A 21,217-nucleotide genomic window follows, 5' to 3' on the forward strand; every position below is an offset into this window, starting at 1 on the left:
TCTCGGGAAAATACACCAGCATTATTCGCTGTCGTAACCGTTGGGATTACTAGACTGCCAATGCCATGAGTCCGTCGTCATATCCTGTAATGTGCGCGTCGCTTTCCAGTTTAAATCGGCTTCTGCTTTCTTAGCGTCCGCCCAACATTCTGCAATATCACCCGGTCGACGAGGGTGTAAGTCGTAAGGAATAGGTTTACCACTCGCTTTTTCGAATGCGTCCACCATCTCTAGCACACTGCTGCCCTTGCCTGTACCTAGATTGTAAATATGCAACCCAGACTTTAGACCAACGGCTTTTAGTGCGGCAACATGACCATCAGCCAAATCCATTACATGAATATAATCACGAACCCCTGTGCCATCTAGGGTTGGATAATCGTCACCGAAAACCGCAAGCTTTTCACGACGTCCAACGGCAACTTGCGCAATAAACGGCATTAAGTTGTTGGGAATACCTTGGGGATCTTCTCCCATCGTGCCGGAAGGATGAGCACCAACAGGGTTGAAATAACGCAGTAATGTAATGCTCCACTCTTCGTCAGAAGTAAACACATCGCTTAGACAACGCTCTACCATAAATTTGCTGGTGCCATAAGGGTTTGTGGTATTACCTACTGGCGAGTCTTCAGTAATCGGCACGGTTTCAGGGTCACCATAGACGGTGGCTGAAGAACTGAAAATAATACTTTTTACGCCGGCATTTCGCATGGCTCGTGCTAACACTAGCGTGCCGTTGACATTGTTATCGTAGTATTCAATTGGCTTCGCTACCGACTCACCCACGGCTTTTAAACCAGCGAAATGAATAACCGACTGAATCTCGTTCTCGGAAAAAATTCGATCTAGCAGTGCTTCATCACGAATATCCCCCAGATAGAACTTAGGCGCTTCGCCTGTGAGTTCTTTAACCCGCTCAATCACAGCTTGGTTAGCATTACACAAGTTATCAATGATGATTGGCTCGATACCACTTTCCAACATCTGAACGCAGGTATGGCTTCCGATGTAGCCCATTCCACCTGTCACTAGTACTTTCACATTGCACTCCCACAATTCATGTTGGTAAACGAGCGAAAACCACATCAACCATCACCCAAATACGCGCTTATTTTTCAAACTAAAGAAATTGTAGCAACAGTCCTTACGATCATTCTGTGATCGAACACAAATAACTGTAAACGTTTACACTAAAAGCAAAAAATAAAAATATTCGTTAGAATAACTAAAGTATAAATAAGGACTTAAAGGAAGTTACTCTAGTTAAACGCTTACAATAATTTGATATTAAACTCGTTAGGCGTCACGGCATTGCGAAAAAAAAGGCACTCTACTGAGTGCCCTTATGGCTATTTCTTGTTGGCGTACTTCATTGAATCAAGCGCCACCGCAAAGATAATAATCGAGCCTTTAATAATGTATTGCCAGTAAGGACTGACACCAATGTAGGTCATACCATAGTTGATCACGGTAAAGATCAGTACGCCGGTCACCACACCCGCAATACTACCGACACCACCAGCAAATGACACACCACCTACCACACAGGCAGCAATGGCATCGAGCTCATATAGGAAACCTAAGTTGTTTGTCGCACTACCAATTCGACCAGCTTCCAGCATACCAGCGAAGCCGTAAAACACGCCTGATAACGCATACACTTTCAACAAGGTAACTGGAACGTTCACACCCGAAACTTTTGCTGCTTCTGGGTTACCACCAACCGCAAAGATATTTTTGCCAAACACCGTTTTATTCCAAAGTATCCACATAAAGACAATAGCAATAATGGCATAGAAGGTTATGTACGAGAGCCTAAAGTCGCCCATTCGAATAAACCCTTGAGTAAACTCAGAAAAACGCTCATCAAATCCCGCAATTGGCGAGGCTCCGACTGAGTCGTAGTACAAGGAGTTCACACCATAAACGATGATCATCGTACCTAATGTGGCAATAAACGGCGTGACTTTTAGATAAGCGACGATAATACCGTTCACGAGACCAATAACAGCGCCAAGTGCACAGACCACGATAATAACGGCGAAGATCGGAATATCACCTAAATCAGGGAAGACTTTGTTCACGTTATCAACAGATTGTAACAATGTGGCAGAGACCACTGCAGCCAAACCCACCTGACGACCTGCTGACAAGTCGGTACCTTGGGTAACAATCAGACCAGCGACACCCAAAGCGATAATGACACGTACAGAAGACTGGGTCAGGATGTTACTAAAGTTTCTTAAGCTTAAAAAAGACGGCTCTTGAATAACAATTATTGCCAATAATATAAAGAGAACCGCATAGATAGCACCTTCTTTTAAGTGCTTCATTGCAAATGATTTAACAGCGTCCATAATAATTTCCCTAGAGGTAACGAGAGGCCAGCTCTAATATTTCACTTTGTGTGGTTTCCTTGGTATCAACGACACCAGCCGCTCGACCATTACTCATAACAAGAATGCGGTCAGTAATACCTAATAACTCTGGCATTTCCGAAGAAATGATAATAATGCCTTTGTTTTTCTTGGCGAGTTCAAGTATCAATTGATAGATTTCAAACTTCGCGCCAACATCAATACCTCGAGTTGGTTCATCTAGCATTAATATTTCTGGTTGAGTTAACAACCAGCGCCCAATGATCACTTTCTGTTGGTTACCACCAGATAAAGAACCAATGGAAGTTTCATGAGAGGGTGTTTTCACACTCATCGAGTCAATCACCCACTGAGTGTCACTTTTCATTTTCTTGTTACTTAACAAGCCCGACTTGGTTTTATAATTGTCGACATTGGCAACCAGTGAGTTGAACGTGATATCCAAATTGCCATATATACCAGTAGAGCGGCGCTCTTCCGTGACCAAGGCAAAACCATTACTAATCGCTTCATGCGCATCACGGTTCGCCATCTCTTTGCCATGAAGTAAGATCTGTCCTTCACTACGCTCACGGACGCCAAATATGGTTTCAACAATATCGGTTCGGCGTGACCCTACCAGACCCGCAACACCGAGGATTTCGCCCGCTTTTAAATCAAAGGAAATATCTTGAATCGAAGGTTGATTAAGTGCTGTTAAGCCCTTAATTTCTAAAACCGTTTCTTTGGGGACATTACTTTTTTCAGGAAAGCGCTGTGTCAGTTCTCGCCCTACCATCATTGCGATGATAGCGTCCATATCCAGCCCTTCCAGTGGTTGTGTTGTGACCCACTGACCGTCACGAAGAATGGTTATTTCATCACAAATGGCAAAGATCTCTTCCATTTTATGTGAGATATAAACCACACCACAGCCCTTTGCTTTGAGCTTTTTGATAATGGTAAATAGATGATTAACTTCTTTTTCTGTCAGGGAAGACGTCGGCTCATCCATGATGACTATTTTTGCATCATAGGAAAATGCCTTCGCTATTTCTAGCATCTGCATTTGAGAAACCGAGAGTGTTTTTACTTTGACTTTAGGATCGATATTAATATCAAGTTCTTCAAAGATTTCTTTGGTATCTCGATACATTTTATCGTGGTCAACAAACAATCCCTTCTTAGGGTATCTCCCTAACCAGATATTATCCATTACCGTACATTGAAGGACTTGGTTCAACTCTTGGTGAACCATTGAAACACCAGATTCCAATGCTTCTTTTGAGGATTGAAAGTTAATATTACTCCCTAGAAAGACAATATCACCTTCATTCTTTTCATAAATTCCGAATAGGCATTTTAATAATGTCGACTTACCCGCTCCATTCTCTCCCATGAGTGCATGAATGGAATTTGGTCGCACTTTTAAATTAACTTTATCTAATGCCTTAACCCCTGGAAACTCTTTACTAATCCCTGTCATTTCTAACAAAAATTCATGTTCTTGATTAACCATGGCATCACTTTCTTATTATTACAATTAACCACAAGGCGTAACGTACCCTGAACAAGTAATAACTCTTACCCGCTCATACTACCTAATATATTCACTATTAATAATTAGGGAGAACAACGTTCTCCCTAATTTGGTAAGTACTACTCTAACGTTGACTTATCAACACCAACGTAAGGAACACGTACGACTTTATTCGTCATTTCCCACTGAGTGCCTTCTGTCGCCGCTTTTCCATTAGCAAGGTTACGCGCAAGCTCGAACGTGGCTTTGGCTTGTGAGTCGGCATCATTAAGTACCGTACCCGCCATAGCGCCAGATTTAACAAGCGCAAGTGCTTCCGCTAGTGCATCGACACCAAAGACTGGTACATCAGCACCTGCGCCTTTAAGTGCTTCTACCGCACCCATCGCCATGCCGTCATTATTGGCAATAACCACTTCGATTTTGCTGCCATTAGGACCAGATAGCCATGCATCCATCTTATCTTTAGCCATCGCGGTGTCCCACATGCCCGTATCCATGTGCAGTTCATCAGTTTTGATGCCGTTATCGTTGATGGTTTTCACTGAGTAAGACGTACGAGCTTCTGCATCTGGGTGACCAGGTTCACCTTTGAGCATGACGTATTGGATGACGCCATCGCCATTTTTATCCCAAGCAGAGTTTGCTTTCCATTGCTGAGCAATCAAATCGCCTTGGATAATGCCAGACTCTTTAGAGTCAGTACCTACATAATACGCTTTGTCATAGCTATCAAGTGCTTTGCGGCTTGGTTCTTTGTTATAGAAAACAATTGGCACGTCATCCATTTTTGCTTTCTTAATGATGCTTGGTGCAGCGGCAGGGTCCACAAGGTTAATTGCTAACGCTTTTACACCACGAGCAAGCATGACATCTACTTGGTCATTCTGCATTGATTGACTGTTTTGAGAGTCGTTCATCAATACGCGAGTATCGCTGTCTTTGTCTGCTTCTTTTACGATCGCTTGACGAACAACCGACATAAAGTTGTCGTCATATTTATAGATGGTAAAACCAACAGTGGTGCTTGCAACCGCTTGAGTTCCAAAGCCCATACCGGCACAAAGTGCAGCCAAGAGTGTTAACTTTCTCATTGAACAAGTCCTATTTGTTAATATTATAATTGAGTTTTGTAGGGGTAAAACGTTCGGGTTCAGCTTACAACCTGCTCAACATGAAAACGTTTAACCCAGAGTATAGTGACAAAATGAACAATTAATGTGAGGAAGTTAAAAAAAATCACAACAGTAACAAAAGTTGTCAAAACCAAGCTAATTTGTTTGAATTAGTTAACAAACAAAGGAAAAACAACGTCTCTCAATGTTTCACAGTGTAACATCGAGACGAAGATCTCCTTTTTTAACGATTTTATATGATTTTATTTACCTCGATTTCAGCCCCAAAAGTGGTAACGATTACATTTAGGTGCAGTCGCTCTCTACCAATTATCGGTAAAGTATTGCGTTTGGTTAATTAGCGAGTACACTTGCGTCCCCCCTTTCTGGGTCACTCTAATTAGGCCTTAACCTCATGCCAAAAAACGCTTCAACGCTCAGCAAAAGAATGAATATTGTTGCTCTCACTTGGCCTATCTTTATTGAGGTGCTTTTACGCACAGCGCTCAATACCACTGACGTATTCATGCTCAGTAGCTACTCAGACTCAGCCGTATCAGCCGTTGGGGTTATCACACAAATCACCTTTTTCCTCATCGTGATCTCCATGATGGTGAGCAGCGGTACTGGCATACTCATCGCGCAATACAATGGTGCTTCACGATTTTCAGATTCTGCACAAGTCGCAGTAGCAAGCATTATTCTTGCCTGTGGGGTAGGGACGTTTTTAAGTCTTGCGTTGTTTTTCGGGGCAGAACAATTCATCACATTATTTGGCTTAGCTGATGATGTAGCAGCGTTTGGTTATGACTACCTTATTATTAGCGGCTCCATGACGTTTAACGTCACTATTGGCATTGTGCTAACCACCATACTTCGTAGTCACGGCTACTCTCGGTCACCGATGGTGATCAACCTCATTGCCGGAGTGATCAATATCGCCGGTAACTATTTAGCTCTTTATCAACCTTTTGGGCTACCCGTGTACGGTGTTAGTGGCGTTGCGACAGCAACAGTTGTCAGTCAGGTGATTGGTACCTTGTTGATGTGCCTAATCGTACGTTCAAAAAAAATCGATCTCCCTTTTTCTCAGTGGCGCGCAATCCCTCACGCCTTATTCAAGAAAATCATCAAAATCGGTGCCATGAATGCCGGTGAGATTTTGTCCTATAACCTGGCACAGATGACCATTGTCTATTTCGTGGTGCAAATGGGTACGTCATCATTAGCGGCCTACACTTATGCTCAAAATATCACGCGGGTCTCGTTTGCGTTTGCATTAGCCTTAGGTCAGGCTGGGCAGATACAAACGAGCTACTTTATCGGTAAAGGATGGACTGATGATATTCTCGGCCGAATCCAAAAATACTATCTCGTTGGGCTGGCTGTTTCGACCAGTATCATTTTGGCATTGTTTATCTTCCGCTACCCTTTAATTGATCTCTTTACTCAAGAAAGCGAGATTGTAGCACTCGTAGCACTCTTGATCGGCGGATCCATTTTTGTTGAGTCTGGGCGCGTCTCTAATCTCATTTTTATTGCTGCGCTAAAGGGATCTGGCGATATCAAGTTTCCGGTTCAAATGGGTATTTTAAGTATGTGGGGCGTTGCAGTGGTGTTTAGTTACTTGCTCGGTCTCCACTGGGGATATGGCGTGATTGGCGCTTGGATAGCGATGGGAATGGATGAATGGCTAAGAGGCATTATCATGATTCGCCGCTGGCGCTCTAAAGTCTGGGTACGTTTTCAACTGTCCTAACACGCATTAAGCGTTCTAAAAAGCAAACAAACCGTCAAGTGCCTCCGTACGTGAGAGGCACTTAAACAACACGTTTACTTCTTCAGATTGCTCTTTTTAAACCGACTTCTTTAGCATTCACCTTTCATACTCAGCTGCAACTGATACCGATATTGCCGTTGAAGCAACTTAAATTCCTCATGGACACTTGGTGTCCATGAGTCATCACCGCCCACTCCCATATGAAAGCCATCCAAACGGACAAAGATAACACCACTGTCACGCAGTTCGTGCGTATGCTTAGCAGCGCTTAATTCGGACATACTGTATCGGCTTACCGACAAGTGGTACTCGCCCGTAACCTGAAGCCCGCCTATCTGACTTTGTTTAACATCCGTTCTCAAACCACAATCAGTGGGAAAGATATAAGGGGTGTGCATGTCGTCAATGGATGCGTGATATCGCCCAATATGCGCAGCAAGCTTCCTATCAGGATAGTTTTCAAAAGGACCTCGTCCATACCAAGACACGTTTTGACAAGATGAATTTAACGCCAGCTCCATGCCAACCCTAGGCAACGACGGAAGCCCTGGTGCGGCTTCAACCTGAACATCAATATGAACCTCACCGTTTTGATAAATTTTATAGCACCACAGCGTCTCAAAAATACAATGGTGATTAAAACGATAAGCTCGACGAGATTCAACTTGGTAATGGTGCTGATGAGCAAAATGCTCAAAGCTTATACATTCGACCTCTAGTGAAGGCAGCCCTACGGCATCCCAACGAGCAACCCATGAGTTCGGATCGACATGATTGGCTTCACTGGTACCAATATCATTATCCAATGGCGCTCGATAGAAGTTATCTTTTAATGGCTGAGCCAACTGTTCCACATCATCTGTGCTCCAAGAGACTAATTCTCCGGCAACAGAATCAAACACAATGACGTGTTCATTCGCGTGTAACGTCACCATATTGTCACTCATGGTTGCCATCGGGACGCCTGAACCATTCATGCGCGTCTGCTTCAAACCAAACGCACTTGGTAATTCTATTTGTTGTGACGAAATAACATGATTCACTTCCGACCATGCCGTCGCACAGGTGTTAACGATTTCGATATTCAAGTGATAGTCTCGCCCAACTTGAGCGGTAGGCAATACGTCCATCAACGGCAACAAAACCTCGCCTTGTGGCGACACTTGTAACACGTGCGAACCTTGAGTTATCACATGACCATCTTCGGTAATGTTCCACTGCAGAACTTCATTTTCCGTGCTAGTAAATAAGTACTCACTTTGTACTTTTACGCTAACAGGGTGCGTTGAAACCAATGTAATAACATGAAATTGTTGCGCTTTTTTCGCTTCATAAAGAGTGGGATGCACGCTCCTATCAGGGAACACTAAACCATTAATACAGAACTGACGATCATTGATCTTATCCCCAAAATCCCCACCATAAGCCCAATAAGGCACACCTTTTTCATCCACTTTGCTGAGCCCTTGATCAACCCAGTCCCAAATAAAGCCACCTTGCAGTCTTGGGTACTCTCTAAACGCATCCCAATATTTATCAAAACTGCCTAAGCTGTTTCCCATCGCATGCGCGTACTCGCACAATATCAATGGGCGATCTTCACCTGGCATCGCTAGCCACTTCTTAATGCCAATTTTTGGCGTGACACTAGGATCGGCCGCAAGACGTTGGTCATGGTCAACTCGTGCATACATCGGAGCAATAATATCCGTTGCCGCCGTATCGGATCCCCCACCCTCATATTGCACGGGACGGGAAGGATCGCGCTGCTTCGTCCATTGATACATAGCGTGGTGATTATTGCCAATTCCCGATTCATTACCCAACGACCAAATAATGACAGAAGGATGATTCTTATCACGCTCAACAAGGCGAGTCATACGCCGCAGATAGGCGTTCATCCAAGTCACATCGTCTGATAAACGGCACATGGGAAACTGACCATGAGTTTCAATATTTGCTTCGTCCACCAAATACAAACCAAACTCATCGCAGAGCTCATACCATAGAGGATCATTTGGATAGTGAGCGGTGCGCACCGCATTAAAGTTATTCTGTTTGAGTAATTTAATATCTTCTATCATCGCATCTCGAGTCATGGTGTGACCCATTTCTGGATGATGCTCATGACGGTTGACTCCGCGTATGAGTAGCGCTTGGCCATTCACCTTAAGCTGACCTGACGTGATCGCCACACTACGAAAGCCCACATTGTACGCTTCGCAGTCGACAAATTTCCCTTCTTCGTCTTTTAGAACCACGACTATTCGATACAAATTCGGTGCCTCAGCACTCCACTTTTGAGGATTTTCAATTTGAATGCGATGCTCTGCTAATTCTTGCCACGCCCCTTTCTCATCAATGAGGCGTTGTGCAAATGTAGACACTTTCTTGCCAAAAACGCTCGTATCCTGGGTATCGAACAACTCAACCTCTACCGAATATGAGTCGCACATTGCTCGCTCTTCTGGCATGACACTGATGTGAGTTGACACGGTTAACAACGCGTCTCGATAACACGCGTCTAATTCGGTATTAATCGCCACATCCGCAATAGCGATACGTGGCTTGGTTCGTAATGTCACATTTCGAAAGATGCCACTCAGCCACCACATATCTTGATCTTCAAGATAAGACCCATCTGACCAGCGCAGCACCATCACAACAAGCTGATTATCCCCCGCCACTAACGCATCGGTAATATCAAATTCAGCCGCGAGACGGCTGTCTTGTGAATACCCCATCCAACGACCATTAAGCCATAAGTGAAACGCCGAATTCACTCCGTCAAATGTGAGTGTATGTCGTCGATCCGCATCGAGGCTTGTCATCTCAAATGCCACACGATATACCCCTGTTGGGTTCTCTTTTGGCACCTTAGGAGGGGTGTCTGCAAACGGATATTTCACATTGGTATAAATGGGTTTATCGAAGCCTTGAAGTTGCCAATTACTCGGCACAGGAATACTCGCCCAAGAGGCATCGTCAAACGCAGTGCCAATCACCTCTTCTTCAACCAGCTCTGGCTTTGCGAAGCACTTAAATTGCCATTCACCATTTAGGCTTCTTTCATGGATAGATGAATGGTTTTGCAACGCAGCGTGCTCACTATGAAAAGCATGCAAAGGCGCGTGAGCATTAAGTACGTTGTGGTGGGTGACGTGTTGGTTTTCCCACTCACGAGCGAACAAAACTTCAGAAAAAGATCTCATGGTACATTCTCGCCATACGGTAATTGGTAACGTTTACACTTGAACGTTACCACCGTTTGCTGACAAAAAAAGTACTAGAGGTTGGATTTAAGACAAGGCTGGCAACAAATTCATAACCTTGTGGAAGTGATCACTTTATTACTTGCGGCTCAAGCTCATTAATGCTGTGAGCTTTTACCCAAGGTTCATTACAACGCGGCAATAATCGCTTCGTACAAGGAATCCTTGAGCCACGACACTTTATGATTCATATGTGAGTGAGTTTTCCATATTAACGAGATATCAAAATCGGCCACTGGTACCGGTGGGGCGACGGCAGTTAACGCACTTTGCATCAGGCTTATCTCCGCCATTTTCTTTGGCACGATAGCAAACATTTCTCGTCCATGAACTAATCGACCTATCGTCAGAAAGTTTCGTGATACCGCGTTGACCGTGCGGGACTCACCGATTGCATCGAGATGTTTATCTACTGGGGAGTGAAAGTCGCCTGTGGGGCTCACGAGGCAATGAGGCTTGGAAACAAAGGTGGCGACATCTAATGTATTGACCTGACAAACGGAAGCATCGTAAATACAAACGTGTTTCTCGGTATACAGCTTTTGTGAAGAAAACGAGTCTTCGAGATCAGGGATACTGCCAATCATAATATCGAGACGCTCTTGCTCGCAGACCTTTGTGTAGTTATCTCGATTCACGTTAATAAAACGAAGCCTCGCTTTCGGGGCTTGAGACATCACGGCATCATAAATAATCGGAGCAAAGATAAATTCAGCGTAATCGGTTAGCCCTATTTTACACACCCCATCATACTCGGACGGTTGAAAGTCACGCTTGGGCATGACTTTGAACTCAAACAAATTCAATATCTGGTCGATAACCGGAAACAGCTCATAAGCGCGTTCGGTTGGGAGCATTTGATGCCCTTTCCTCTCGAATAACGGGTCATCACACAACACCCGTAATTTCGCTAAACTATGGCTCATCGCAGACTGGCTAACGTAACTCTGTGATGCGGCATCAGACACACTCTGTGTTTGATAAAGGTGATAAAACGCAACCAGCAAATTGAGATCAATTCGCCTCCAATCCACCACCCCCAATCCTATTTCACTCATAGTTCAAACCAAATTTATTAATTTGAGTCATTATAATACTGGCAGTACTATTTGTGCCAATGCAACTCCCATCTAAAGGTCCCGAAGTGACAGTACTATCAAAAGACGCTGCGCCCAATGAGTCGCTATTCTCCATTTTCAAACTCTTTTTTGCTCTAGGTTGGGTCAGCTTTGGCGGTCCGGCCGCTCATATTGGTTATTTCAGACAAACTTTCGTTGAAAAAATGCAATGGTTGTCTGATGAAGAATACGCGCAAATGGTCGCACTTAGTCAATTTCTTCCCGGCCCTGGCTCAAGCCAAGTTGGCTTTGCCGTTGGTTACCAACGCGCTGGGTTAGGCGGCGGAATCATGGCATTTCTCGGCTTTACCCTTCCTTCGATTATGTTGATGATTGCGCTTGCATTACTTAGTAGTCAATTAACGGAGTCGAGTTACTTTCAAAACCTAGTGCACGGTTTAAAACTGCTCGCAGTGGTTGTGGTCGCCGATGCGGCTTGGGGGATGTACAAAAACTTCTGCAAACAAAAGCTCACGGTCGCACTTTGTATTTCAACCGCCGTTGCGCTACTGCTGTTCCAAAGCGTTATCACGCAAATTGTGATTTTGCTGGCAGCGGCGTTAATTGGCGTGCGCTACTTGGCAAATCCGGAGTTACGTCCAACACAATCATCAATAAAACTGTCTTACTTCCCAATAGGGCTATTCTTCGCCTTATTGCTAGGTCTGCCACTGATTGCGTGGTTGTCACCTTCGCTACAGCTGTTTTCTGATTTCTTCCAAGCAGGTAGCTTAGTCTTTGGTGGAGGCCACGTTGTCTTGCCATTACTGCAAAATATTGTTGGTGACCAAATCAGTCAAGACGTATTTCTTACCGGCTATGCGGCAGCTCAGGCAGTTCCTGGCCCTATGTTCACCTTTGCTACCTACATCGGCTATGCGTTGTTACCAAATGCCCCTGTATGGGGAGCGATCATCGCTACTCTGGGTGTATTTATACCGGGCTTTTTACTTTTAGTTGGCGCATTAAAGCACTGGCAACAGTTAGCCAAAGTCCCTGCTATTTCAGGGGCGCTTAACGGTGTCAATTCCGCCGTTGTCGGCTTACTCATTGCCGCACTGTATCAGCCAGTATTTATCAGTGCTGTTCTAGAACCGATTGATTTTGCTTGGGTACTAGTGGGAGCCTTGCTTCTAAAGCAATATAAACTGCCTATCGTATGGATGGTGGCTTTTTTCGCTTTTGCTGGGCTTATCAGCCCTTTTGTCCAAAACTTAATATAAATCAATAATTGATGCACTTTTAATCGATTTCACTCGTCATGCTCGTCGGCAAGCCTTACACTCGTTTAAGGGGTTAGGTTTGCCGATCGTTCATCCCTTTCCACACTCTCTCCAAATCTATCCCTTCGACTTAACTGGTTCACTTTACTTCGCTCGCGTAAATACAATAGCGTGTTGTACCCAAAGTCCATCCCAGACCCTGACGCTAGCGAAACAGCCATTAACATTGCTCACGCATAGGAGGCTAGTATGAGAATGGAATATTTGAACAGTGATAGGCGCTCCAGTCAGCGTAGCTACTCTATTAGTCAAGAACTAAAAGCCACCCATCAAGCGTTACGTCAAGAGGTTCCTGAGATCGCACGAGTATCCATCGCACTTTTTGACCCCGCTCATTCGGAGTTGAGGACATTTGCGCATAGCACGTTAGAAGGCTCGCCATTAGTGCGTTATCGTGCCCCAATTTCTCCATCAACCTCATTGGGTAAGTTGGTTTGTCAGCAAAAAAGTCGTGTAGTAAATGATATTGCTTCTAACGTTTCCGCAAATTCATCCCATTCCGCATGGCTACTCGAACAAGGCTATGCCGCATCGCTCACACTGCCTATCGTCGAGCAAAATCAATTCACCGGTTTGCTTTTTTTCGACGCCAATAAACCGCATTTTTTTGATGCTTTAACAGCCGATGAACTCACCGTACGAACCCAAGAAGTCGCGGCCTTGGTAAGTGAACAAAGTACCTTAATACAAGCAGCTGAAGAAATAGCCCACTCAGTTCGCACCACCTCACTCGTCGGAGAACGTGACAATATCGAGCATGCCTATCGTGTTGGGCAATATGCGCACATCATCGCGGATCATATCGCCCCTCTATACCAACTCGACGACGAAACGATCGATCATATCGTTAGATTTTCCTGTTTGCACGACATTGGTAAGTACTCAACGTTAAGCTCCAAACAGTGCTCACTTTGGTTACAAGATTGGGACAATGCCACCTTAATCGCAGGGAGAGTGCAGCAAGGCGTCAACTTGATCAATCAACTTGCGCACCAAGTGAGTGAAAGGCAATATGCTTGTACTCACTTACTCAGCGATATTATTCGTTACCACCATGAGTACTTAAATGGTACCGGTTATCCGTTTGGTCTCAAACACGCGCAAATCCCTATTGCGGCGCGCATTGTAACCGTCGCCAATATCTTCGATGCATTAACAAGTCACCGCCATTACAGTGAATCCTGGTCATTGACCCACGCACTGCTTGAGCTGGAAAAAATGGTAGCAAAAGGGCAACTTGATGGTAATTGCGTTCACCCATTGCGCTGCCACCAGGACCAAGTAAAAAACATTATGCTAAACAATCGTCACCTTGCTAGCTGAGCGCTAATACCGTAAGTTTCAATAATTGAGCGTTAATAACGTCAGCTTTAATTACGTAAGACACAATCAGCTCGCCCTTTATCGGGTGAGCTCACATAAAATTTGAGCATTTACTCCAATTCTGTGCATGCGGACACGATTTATCACAATTCGACACTTGCAGTAGTTACTTCATGAGGCTAAGATTGTATTTGTTAACATTAACTTAACAATAAAATAACTATAAATTATCGTTCTACACGAAAACGGAGTTCAAGAATGATACTGCCTAATGAAAGCGCACACTCCAGCTGTACACTACCACCGCCCAATGAAATGATCCTAAAATGGGCACAAGAACGACCGAATGAGGTCTACCTTAAACAAATCATTAATCGTGAGTTTGTTGAATTTACCTACGCGGAAGTGGCGGATAAAGCATTACGACTTGTCTCGTCGCTTCGCGCACTCGGCATTCAGCCGGGAGACAAAGTTGCACTCATATCTAAGAACTGTGCAGAGTGGTTTATCTGCGATCTTGCACTCATGCTTGGAGATTATGTCAGCGTACCGGTTTTCCCGACTGCCGGGGCAGACACCATCGAATACTGTATTACACACAGTGAGAGTAAGGCGTTAATCGCCGGTAAGCTAGATGACGACGCCGCTACTGCTCAGGTTATCGCTCAATTACCTGATGTTATCAGTATCGCTCTACCATACGACAGTGCGCCTTCTTGCCAGCACACGTTTATCGATCTTATCGCTCAGCACGAACCAAGTACTGAGCGCCCCGTCCATCATGACGATAAGCTCATGTCTCTAGTATACACGTCGGGGACCTCTGGATTACCAAAAGGCGCAATGCTCACTTTTGGTGCCTTTAGCTGGTCAGTACAAATGCTCATTGACCATATTGGCATAGAAGCGAATGATCGCTTGTTCTCTTATCTGCCATTGGCTCACATCACTGAGCGAGTGTATATTTTTGGATCATCTATCCAAGGCGGCGTAATGACAGCATTCCCCGAATCGCTCGATACGTTCATTGAAGATGTTAAAATGCAGCGGCCTACGCTGTTTATTTCCGTTCCTCGTTTATGGACGCTATTCCAACAGCGTATCCAAGATAAACTGCCGCAGAAAAAATTAAACTTCTTACTGAAAATACCGTTTGTAAACTCGCTCATTAAGAAGAAACTAATCGATGGGCTAGGACTGGACCAAGCCAGAGTTCTAGGCTGTGGTTCTGCACCTGTCTCTCCCGCCTTGTTAGAGTGGTACCACAAAGTTGGCCTTAACATTACCGAAGCATGGGGCATGACAGAGACCTTTGCCTACAGCACGATCAATCATCCCTTTAAGGCAGATAAGATAGGTTCGGTCGGCAATGCTGGTCCGGGCATTGAGCTCAAAATCGCCGCTGATGACGAAATCATGGTGCGAAGTAAGGGGCTATTCTCCGGATATTACAAAAATGACATCGCAACGCAAGAATGTTTTGATAGTGATGGGTGGCTACATACTGGCGACGTAGGGGCAATTGATAGCGATGGCTACCTAAGCATCCAAGGTCGTAAAAAGGACAACTTTAAGACCGCGAAAGGCAAATTTGTTGCACCAGTGCCTATTGAGAAAAAGTTATTCGAATATAGCCGCGTAGAAATGATGTGCTTAATTGGTTTAGGGCTTCCTGGTCCCATATTATTAGTGGTGCCACATGACTTCCCTAACTTCGACAAGAAACGCTACGCACGCACTGCTGAGCGCGTGGTTAAACGAATGAACCAAGAGTTAGAGTCGCACGAACAGATCAAAGGCGTATTGATGATCAAAGACCCGTGGAGTATTGAGAACGGTATTTTGACACCAACCCTAAAGATAAAGCGTCACCTGCTCGAACAGAAATACCACGAGACTGGTCATAATTGGCCAAAAGACCAACTGGTGGTTTGGGAAGAGTAATCATTTTCTGCTCACCGCTCTCCCTCTGAGAAGAGGCGCTAACCGCGCCTCTTTTTTACATAATCCTTGCCTATTATTCCCAAAATGATTTTCGAGCTTCAGCTTTCGCCTCATTAGGTGTCAAACCAATATCCTTTAATAGATGATCCGACACTCCGTCGAGAGTACGTCTTGTAACGTAGTTTCTACGCCACAACATCAGCATGAGTAAGAATTTCTTAATCAGCATCATTAATTGACTATGCATACGATGGTAGTCAGCTTGAGTGCTTTCTAGAGTATTTAGGTATTTCATCACTTATCCCTCCTCGCTTTTGCTTAATATTCGTGCAAAAATCAACCAGTGACAAACGATGAAACCTTCCATTGAGTTAAGGAAAACTTAAGTGAAAGAACGACTCCCTCCCTTACAAGGGCTGTACTACTTTTATATGGCGGTAGAAAAAGGCAGCTTTAAAGAGGCTGCTAAAGCACTATTTGTCTCTGCTGCTGCAGTCAGTCAACAAATTCGCTTGCTAGAGCAAAACTTAGGGGTCGCTCTGTTTCATCGTGAACATAGGAAGGTGCGTCTAACATCAGAGGGCGAGTTGTTATTTAACCATACACAAAAAGGGATAGTGCACTTGCAGCAAGGTGTGAGACTGATTAACCAAGACCCTAATCCAAACCGCTTATCCATCTCTACATTGCCCTCTTTCGCCCAACATTGGCTGGTACCTAGATTACAAGGCTTTCGGGAAGTGCACCCCAACATGGCGATCTTGTTAGAGCCCACTAATCAACTTGTTACCTTTCAAGACTCATCTGTTGATATCAGCATTCGCTACGGGGAAGGGAGCTACCCTAACATTCGTAGTGAGCATCTTATGGACGATATTATTTATCCGGTTTGTCACCCTCTCTACCAAGAGAAACACGGTATTTATACGGTGGATGACTTATCCCAAGCTAACCTCATCGAGGATACCTGGCCGGATATGGATTGGAACTTATGGTTGAACCGTGTAGGAGGGAAATTAGGGAAACCCACTTTACAATATAATGGATCTCACTTTGTTTTGGAGGGGGCTCTGGCGGTACAAGGTGTGGCGTTGATCAAACACAGTTTAGCGTATCGCTACATTCAAGAAGGCACCTTAGTTCGCATAGGCGATCGAGCGCTCAGACCAAAATTCTCTTATTACTTATGTGCACCAGACAGCTATTTTAATCGCAAAAAAATTACGATCTTTAGTGACTGGATGAAAGAGCAAGTTCTCGAGTTCCAATCTCATGCTATTAATGATCTAGAGATAATAGAAACCGACTACACCCTAAGATGGAACAAACTATAGTAGGAGGAAGTCTCTTGGAACCAATAACAAAAAACCCGCCAGAAGGCGGGTTTTTTTAAAGATTAATCAAACAATTACTTGTTTGCTTTCTCTTCTTTAACTTTAGCAATAACTTCTTCAGCAACGTTCATTGGACACGGTGCGTACTGTGCGAATTCCATAGAGAATTGACCACGGCCAGAAGTGATTGTACGTAGGTGACCGATGTAGCCGAACATCTCAGAAAGAGGTACGTCAGCTTTAATACGAACACCCGTTACGCCAGCTTGTTGATCTTTGATCATGCCACGACGACGGTTAAGGTCACCGATAACATCACCAACGTGATCGTCTGGAGTAAATACGTCAACGTTCATGATTGGCTCAAGAAGTTGCGCACCAGCTTTAGGCATAGATTGACGGAATGCACCTTTCGCTGCGATTTCAAATGCGATTGCAGATGAATCGACTGCGTGGAAACCACCATCAAACAGCTCAACTTCAACGTCTAGCGTAGGGAAACCAGCAAGAACACCGTTCTCCATCATTCCAGCGAAGCCTTTTTCTACTGCAGGCCAGAATTCTTTAGGAACGTTACCGCCCACTACTGAAGACTTGAATGAGAAACCAGAACCAGCTTCGCCAGGCTTGATACGGTAATCGATCTTACCGAATTGACCAGAACCACCAGACTGTTTCTTGTGCGTGTAGCTATCTTCAATTGCTTGAGTAATCGTTTCACGGTAAGCAACTTGAGGAGCACCAACAGTTAGGTCAACACCGTAAGTACGCTTAAGGATGTCAACTTTAATGTCTAGGTGAAGCTCACCCATACCTTTAAGGATGGTTTCGCCAGTTTCTTCGTCAGTTTCAACTTGGAAAGATGGATCTTCTGCAACCATTTTACCGATCGCGATACCCATTTTCTCAGAACCGCCTTTATCTTTTGGAGATACAGCGATAGAGATTACTGGAGTTGGGAAAACCATTGGCTCAAGTGTTACTTGGTGCTTAGGATCACATAGAGTGTGACCAGTTTGCACGTTCTTCATACCTACAATCGCAATGATGTCACCAGCTTGTGCGCTAGTTAGTTCGTTACGGTCATCAGCTTGCATCTCAACCATACGGCCAACACGCTCTGTTTTACCAGTGAAAGAGTTTAAGATGGTGTCACCTTTGTTCAATTTACCTGAGTAAATACGAACGAAAGTTAGGGCACCGAAGCGGTCATCCATGATTTTGAATGCTAGCGCTTTAAATGTTTCGTCAGCTGAAACGATAGCGTGCTCGCCAGTTTCTTCGCCAGCTTCATCCATTAGAGGTTGAGGATCAACTTCTGTTGGTGCTGGAAGGTAGTCAACAACTGCATCTAGGATGATTTGAACACCCTTGTTCTTAAACGCAGAACCACAGTATGTTGGGAAGAACGCTAGCTCACGAGTACCTTTACGGATACAACGTTTGATGTCTTCGATAGAAGGCTCTTCACCTTCCATGTACGCTTCCATTAGGTCGTCGTCTTGCTCAACTGCCGTTTCGATTAGCTCTTCACGGTATTGCTCAACGTCATCAACCATGTCTGCAGGAACATCTAGAAGCTCGTAGTTTTCAGGAAGACCAGTGTCATCCCAAACGTACGCTTTACGGCTTAGAAGGTCTACAACGCCCACGAATTCATCTTCGCGGCCGATTGGCAGAACCATAACTAGTGGGTTTGCGCCTAGAACGTTTTTAACTTGGTCAACAACGTTGTAGAAGTCTGCACCCATACGGTCTAGTTTGTTAACGAAGATCAGACGAGATACTTCTGATTCGTTCGCGTAACGCCAGTTAGTTTCTGATTGAGGCTCAACACCACCAGAACCACAGAATACACCGATACCGCCATCAAGTACTTTAAGTGAACGATATACTTCAACTGTAAAGTCAACGTGTCCAGGAGTATCGATAACGTTCAAACGGTGATCGTTCCAAAAACAGCTAACTGCAGCTGACTGGATAGTAATTCCGCGCTCAGCTTCCTGTTCCATGAAGTCGGTAGTTGATTCACCATCATGAACTTCACCAGTCTTATGGATTTGGCCAGTCAGTTTAAGAATACGCTCAGTTGTAGTGGTTTTACCCGCATCAACGTGCGCGAAAATACCAATATTTCTGTATTTTGATAAATCAGTCATCGTTTTACTCTGTTAATAGGATATAAAATGCGCGCAGAGTATATCACAATCTGTCAAGACGGATACCATTGCGTGCACTTGCATTAAAAAAAAGTTATACCCTTAAGCATCGGATACGACGCAACTCCATCTAAATTAAGATGAAAGCCTGCCCCAGTAAGCCTTTCGCTACAGAGTACCTTGTGTAAGTTCGCAGTTAATTTTAGCTGCTCTTTGTGATTTTTCGATGTCATTTCTAAAAATCACAGATTTCGTGGACGCTATTCTACCTAAAATTTCAGAAAAGCCACTAATTAAAAGTGCATTTAACGCACCACTTGTCGTTTATTTCAGACGAAGCTACAGTTCATCAAAGGCCGATAGCGCTTCAGATAACTTTTTAACCCCATGAATCTGCATACCTTCTATGCCTCCCTTGGGCATATTAGCCGCAGGAACAATCGCACGCTTAAAACCATGTTTAAACGCTTCCATCAAGCGCTCTTGTCCACTAGGAACCGGGCGAATCTCACCTGCAAGCCCCACTTCACCAAACACCACCACATCCTTTGGCAGCGGTCTGTCTTTGAAACTCGACAATAGCGCCATAACTAGCGCTAAATCGGCGCTGGTTTCCGTGACCTTAACGCCGCCCACAACATTAACAAACACATCTTGATCTGCCATTTGTAAGCCGCCGTGTTTATGTAATACCGCCAGCAATAATGAAAGCCTATTTTGATCCAAACCAACGGAAACTCGTCTTGGGTTGGCAAGTTGGCTGTAATCCACCAAGGCTTGAATTTCGACCAATAGCGGCCTAGTGCCTTCCCATACCACCATAACGGAGCTGCCAGACGTTTCTTCTTCTCCGCGTGATAGGAAAATTGCCGATGGATTGCTGACTTCTTTCAACCCCTGCTCTGTCATGGCAAACACACCCAACTCATTCACAGCGCCAAAACGGTTTTTATGACTTCGTAACGTTCTAAAGCGACTATCCGTTCCACCATCCAGTAATACCGAGCAGTCGATAATATGCTCAAGCACCTTAGGACCGGCTAAAATACCGTCTTTGGTAACGTGACCTACCATAAAGATCGCGACATTATTTTGCTTGGCATAACGCGTTAACGCGGTGGCTGATTCACGAACCTGCGCCACACTACCCGGTGAAGACTGAACATCTGATACGTGCATGACTTGAATCGAGTCAATCACCATCAACTTAGGCTGCTCTTTTTCCGCTACTTGGCAAATTCGGTCGACATTGGTTTCCGAAAGCATCTTTAAATGATCTTTAGGCAGCCCTAGTCTGGAGGCACGCATGGCCACTTGTTGCAGCGATTCTTCACCCGTAACGTACAGCGTGGGCATCTGCGATGATAAGCGACACATGGCTTGTAATAGTAACGTCGACTTACCCGCCCCTGGGTTGCCACCAATAAGAATCGCTGCACCTGGCACAACACCACCGCCAAGCACGCGGTCGAGTTCTTTGAAACTACTCGAAAATCTTGGGACTTCTTGCAAGTCAATTTCAGACAAGGTCTGAACACTGGCTTCCGTCGTTCCGCCAGCATAACCAGCCAAACGCTCATTACGTGCTACTTGAGGCGATGCAGCAAGGCGAACTTCAGAAATGGTATTCCACGCCCCACATGCATTACATTGCCCTTGCCAACGAGGAAAGTCAGCTCCGCAATCATTACACACGTAAGCTCTTTTCGCTTTTGCCATACTTGTTCACTACCTCATTGACGTAAAAGATAAAACAATGCAATCGCTTGCATTTTATTATGATTAAAAAAGGTTATTTTTTGTTCTGAGCATAATTATTTTCGTTCTAGCAGGTAATAATTATTGCTAATACGAGATAACCAACGAAAAATACCTCAATTAAATGGTATAAAATCATCGCTAGGTACTGCTAAGGATTGCGGTGCACTAGCCGATAAAACCTTATCGCGCTGTTATATCGATGATGGCATAGCCATCAAACAGGGACACTTT

At 44.5% G+C, this 21,217-nt stretch carries 14 protein-coding genes; 5 read left to right on the plus strand and 9 right to left on the minus strand.

Features of this window, described 5'->3' with window-relative positions:
- Positions 1–21 precede the first annotated feature (21 nt).
- The 4 genes from galE to mglB form a co-directional block, all read right to left on the minus strand.
- Positions 22–1,041 (minus strand): UDP-glucose 4-epimerase GalE, encoded by a 1,020-nt coding sequence (gene galE / locus M9196_RS00950; protein ID WP_250615659.1) that lies wholly within the window; start codon positions 1,039–1,041, stop codon positions 22–24.
- A gap of 308 nt (positions 1,042–1,349) precedes the next feature.
- On the minus strand, positions 1,350–2,357 hold the full coding sequence (gene mglC / locus M9196_RS00955) for a galactose/methyl galactoside ABC transporter permease MglC (protein ID WP_250615660.1): 1,008 nt from the start codon (positions 2,355–2,357) through the stop codon (positions 1,350–1,352).
- Between the two features lie 10 nt (positions 2,358–2,367).
- Complete coding sequence (mglA, locus tag M9196_RS00960) at positions 2,368–3,876, minus strand: galactose/methyl galactoside ABC transporter ATP-binding protein MglA (RefSeq protein WP_250615661.1); 1,509 nt, start codon at positions 3,874–3,876, stop codon at positions 2,368–2,370.
- Between the two features lie 140 nt (positions 3,877–4,016).
- Positions 4,017–4,991 (minus strand): galactose/glucose ABC transporter substrate-binding protein MglB, encoded by a 975-nt coding sequence (mglB, locus tag M9196_RS00965; protein ID WP_250615662.1) that lies wholly within the window; start codon positions 4,989–4,991, stop codon positions 4,017–4,019.
- Between the two features lie 436 nt (positions 4,992–5,427).
- Here mglB and M9196_RS00970 point away from each other — a divergent pair, with 436 nt between their 5' ends.
- Positions 5,428–6,771, plus strand: a complete 1,344-nt coding sequence (locus M9196_RS00970; RefSeq protein ID WP_250615663.1) for an MATE family efflux transporter — start codon at positions 5,428–5,430, stop codon at positions 6,769–6,771.
- A 110-nt stretch (positions 6,772–6,881) separates the two neighbouring features.
- Here M9196_RS00970 and M9196_RS00975 read toward each other — a convergent pair whose 3' ends face one another.
- Both M9196_RS00975 and M9196_RS00980 read right to left on the minus strand, forming a co-directional pair.
- Positions 6,882–10,004 (minus strand): beta-galactosidase, encoded by a 3,123-nt coding sequence (locus M9196_RS00975; RefSeq protein WP_250615664.1) that lies wholly within the window; start codon positions 10,002–10,004, stop codon positions 6,882–6,884.
- Between the two features lie 188 nt (positions 10,005–10,192).
- Positions 10,193–11,122, minus strand: a complete 930-nt coding sequence (locus tag M9196_RS00980; RefSeq protein ID WP_250615665.1) for a LysR family transcriptional regulator — start codon at positions 11,120–11,122, stop codon at positions 10,193–10,195.
- 86 nt (positions 11,123–11,208) lie between these two features.
- Here M9196_RS00980 and chrA point away from each other — a divergent pair, with 86 nt between their 5' ends.
- The 3 genes from chrA (at position 11,209) to M9196_RS00995 (ending at position 15,732) form a co-directional block, all read left to right on the plus strand.
- On the plus strand, positions 11,209–12,405 hold the full coding sequence (gene chrA / locus M9196_RS00985) for a chromate efflux transporter (protein ID WP_250615666.1): 1,197 nt from the start codon (positions 11,209–11,211) through the stop codon (positions 12,403–12,405).
- 249 nt (positions 12,406–12,654) lie between these two features.
- A complete protein-coding gene (locus M9196_RS00990) occupies positions 12,655–13,788 on the plus strand; it encodes an HD domain-containing phosphohydrolase (RefSeq protein ID WP_250615667.1) in 1,134 nt (377 codons plus the stop codon).
- Between the two features lie 258 nt (positions 13,789–14,046).
- A complete protein-coding gene (locus tag M9196_RS00995; protein ID WP_250615668.1) occupies positions 14,047–15,732 on the plus strand; it encodes an AMP-binding protein in 1,686 nt (561 codons plus the stop codon).
- Positions 15,733–15,805: 73 nt separating this feature from the next.
- Here the strand turns inward: M9196_RS00995 and M9196_RS01000 are convergent, their stop codons facing one another.
- The gene (locus M9196_RS01000; RefSeq protein WP_250615922.1) at positions 15,806–16,027 is read right to left on the minus strand and encodes a DUF1127 domain-containing protein; all 222 of its coding nucleotides are present in this window, start codon (positions 16,025–16,027) and stop codon (positions 15,806–15,808) included.
- Positions 16,028–16,118: 91 nt separating this feature from the next.
- Here M9196_RS01000 and M9196_RS01005 point away from each other — a divergent pair, with 91 nt between their 5' ends.
- Positions 16,119–17,066 carry a LysR substrate-binding domain-containing protein gene (locus tag M9196_RS01005; protein ID WP_250615669.1) on the plus strand — a complete coding sequence of 316 codons (948 nt, stop codon included), beginning with the start codon at positions 16,119–16,121 and terminating at the stop codon, positions 17,064–17,066.
- Positions 17,067–17,140: 74 nt separating this feature from the next.
- Here M9196_RS01005 and fusA read toward each other — a convergent pair whose 3' ends face one another.
- A complete protein-coding gene (gene fusA / locus M9196_RS01010) occupies positions 17,141–19,225 on the minus strand; it encodes an elongation factor G (RefSeq protein WP_250615670.1) in 2,085 nt (694 codons plus the stop codon).
- Between the two features lie 339 nt (positions 19,226–19,564).
- Complete coding sequence (gene radA, locus M9196_RS01015; RefSeq protein ID WP_250615671.1) at positions 19,565–20,944, minus strand: DNA repair protein RadA; 1,380 nt, start codon at positions 20,942–20,944, stop codon at positions 19,565–19,567.
- Positions 20,945–21,217: the final 273 nt, after the last annotated feature.

This window comes from Vibrio methylphosphonaticus, from assembly GCF_023634655.1.
In the GTDB taxonomy this organism is placed as follows: Bacteria; Pseudomonadota; Gammaproteobacteria; order Enterobacterales; family Vibrionaceae; genus Vibrio; species Vibrio methylphosphonaticus.

Coding starts and splice junctions, on each gene's coding strand:
- M9196_RS00980 (WP_250615665.1), bottom strand. CDS start 11,122: ATGAGTGAAATAGGATTGGGGGTGGTGGATTGGAGGCGAATTGATCTC.
- mglA (WP_250615661.1), bottom strand. CDS start 3,876: ATGGTTAATCAAGAACATGAATTTTTGTTAGAAATGACAGGGATTAGT.
- M9196_RS01000 (WP_250615922.1), bottom strand. CDS start 16,027: ATGAAATACCTAAATACTCTAGAAAGCACTCAAGCTGACTACCATCGT.
- M9196_RS00990 (WP_250615667.1), top strand. CDS start 12,655: ATGAGAATGGAATATTTGAACAGTGATAGGCGCTCCAGTCAGCGTAGC.
- radA (WP_250615671.1), bottom strand. CDS start 20,944: ATGGCAAAAGCGAAAAGAGCTTACGTGTGTAATGATTGCGGAGCTGAC.
- fusA (WP_250615670.1), bottom strand. CDS start 19,225: ATGACTGATTTATCAAAATACAGAAATATTGGTATTTTCGCGCACGTT.
- M9196_RS00970 (WP_250615663.1), top strand. CDS start 5,428: ATGCCAAAAAACGCTTCAACGCTCAGCAAAAGAATGAATATTGTTGCT.
- mglB (WP_250615662.1), bottom strand. CDS start 4,991: ATGAGAAAGTTAACACTCTTGGCTGCACTTTGTGCCGGTATGGGCTTT.
- M9196_RS00975 (WP_250615664.1), bottom strand. CDS start 10,004: ATGAGATCTTTTTCTGAAGTTTTGTTCGCTCGTGAGTGGGAAAACCAA.
- M9196_RS00995 (WP_250615668.1), top strand. CDS start 14,047: ATGATACTGCCTAATGAAAGCGCACACTCCAGCTGTACACTACCACCG.
- mglC (WP_250615660.1), bottom strand. CDS start 2,357: ATGGACGCTGTTAAATCATTTGCAATGAAGCACTTAAAAGAAGGTGCT.